Here is a 569-nt window from a genome sequence, read left to right on the forward strand (position 1 = left end):
CATTTCTCTTTTGAGATTCTTTAAGTGAGTCACATATCTCATCGACTGCACTATGTAATTCTTTGTTTTCTTTTACAAGATCCGTTTTTTGCAAACGTTCATAATCGCTCTTTATAATAACCGCTGCATCAACCTTTTCTTTCATATCTCTCCATTGCTCACGTGTAACCACGATGTTTCCTGTTTTCTTCTCAGTAATTTCTGGCTTTCCAAACAGTTTCGTTGTTACTTCTGTTTTTGTTTCTTCTCGCAAATAAGACATTGACACTGGCTTATCCGGAATTTGATTTCGAAACGTTTCAAATTCCTGTTTCTTTTCTTTTATTTTTTTATCTAAACTCAAAAATTGTTGCTGAATTTTTTGTAACGTTTCATTCTGTTTTTCAATGTAGTTTGTGGTTTGTTGTAATTGATTATGCGTTTCCACTACTTTTGTCTTTAAATGCGTTTTTACATTGGATAACTGTTCCACTTCTACTTCTAAATCTTGTTTTTCCTTAAAGGCTTGAGGCGATAAATGTTTTTTCTCAGAACCTTCTCCCCGATCTACATCAAAACCTTTTTCCCGC

At 33.7% G+C, this 569-nt stretch carries 1 protein-coding gene; it reads right to left on the bottom strand.

Annotated features, from left to right (window positions below; genetic code table 11):
- On the bottom strand, positions 1-569 hold a 569-nt coding region (locus tag FE394_RS19710), incomplete at both ends, for a hypothetical protein (RefSeq protein WP_474068196.1).

The sequence above is a fragment of the Xenorhabdus littoralis genome, assembly GCF_033949345.1.
GTDB classification, from domain to species: Bacteria; Pseudomonadota; Gammaproteobacteria; order Enterobacterales; family Enterobacteriaceae; genus Xenorhabdus; species Xenorhabdus littoralis.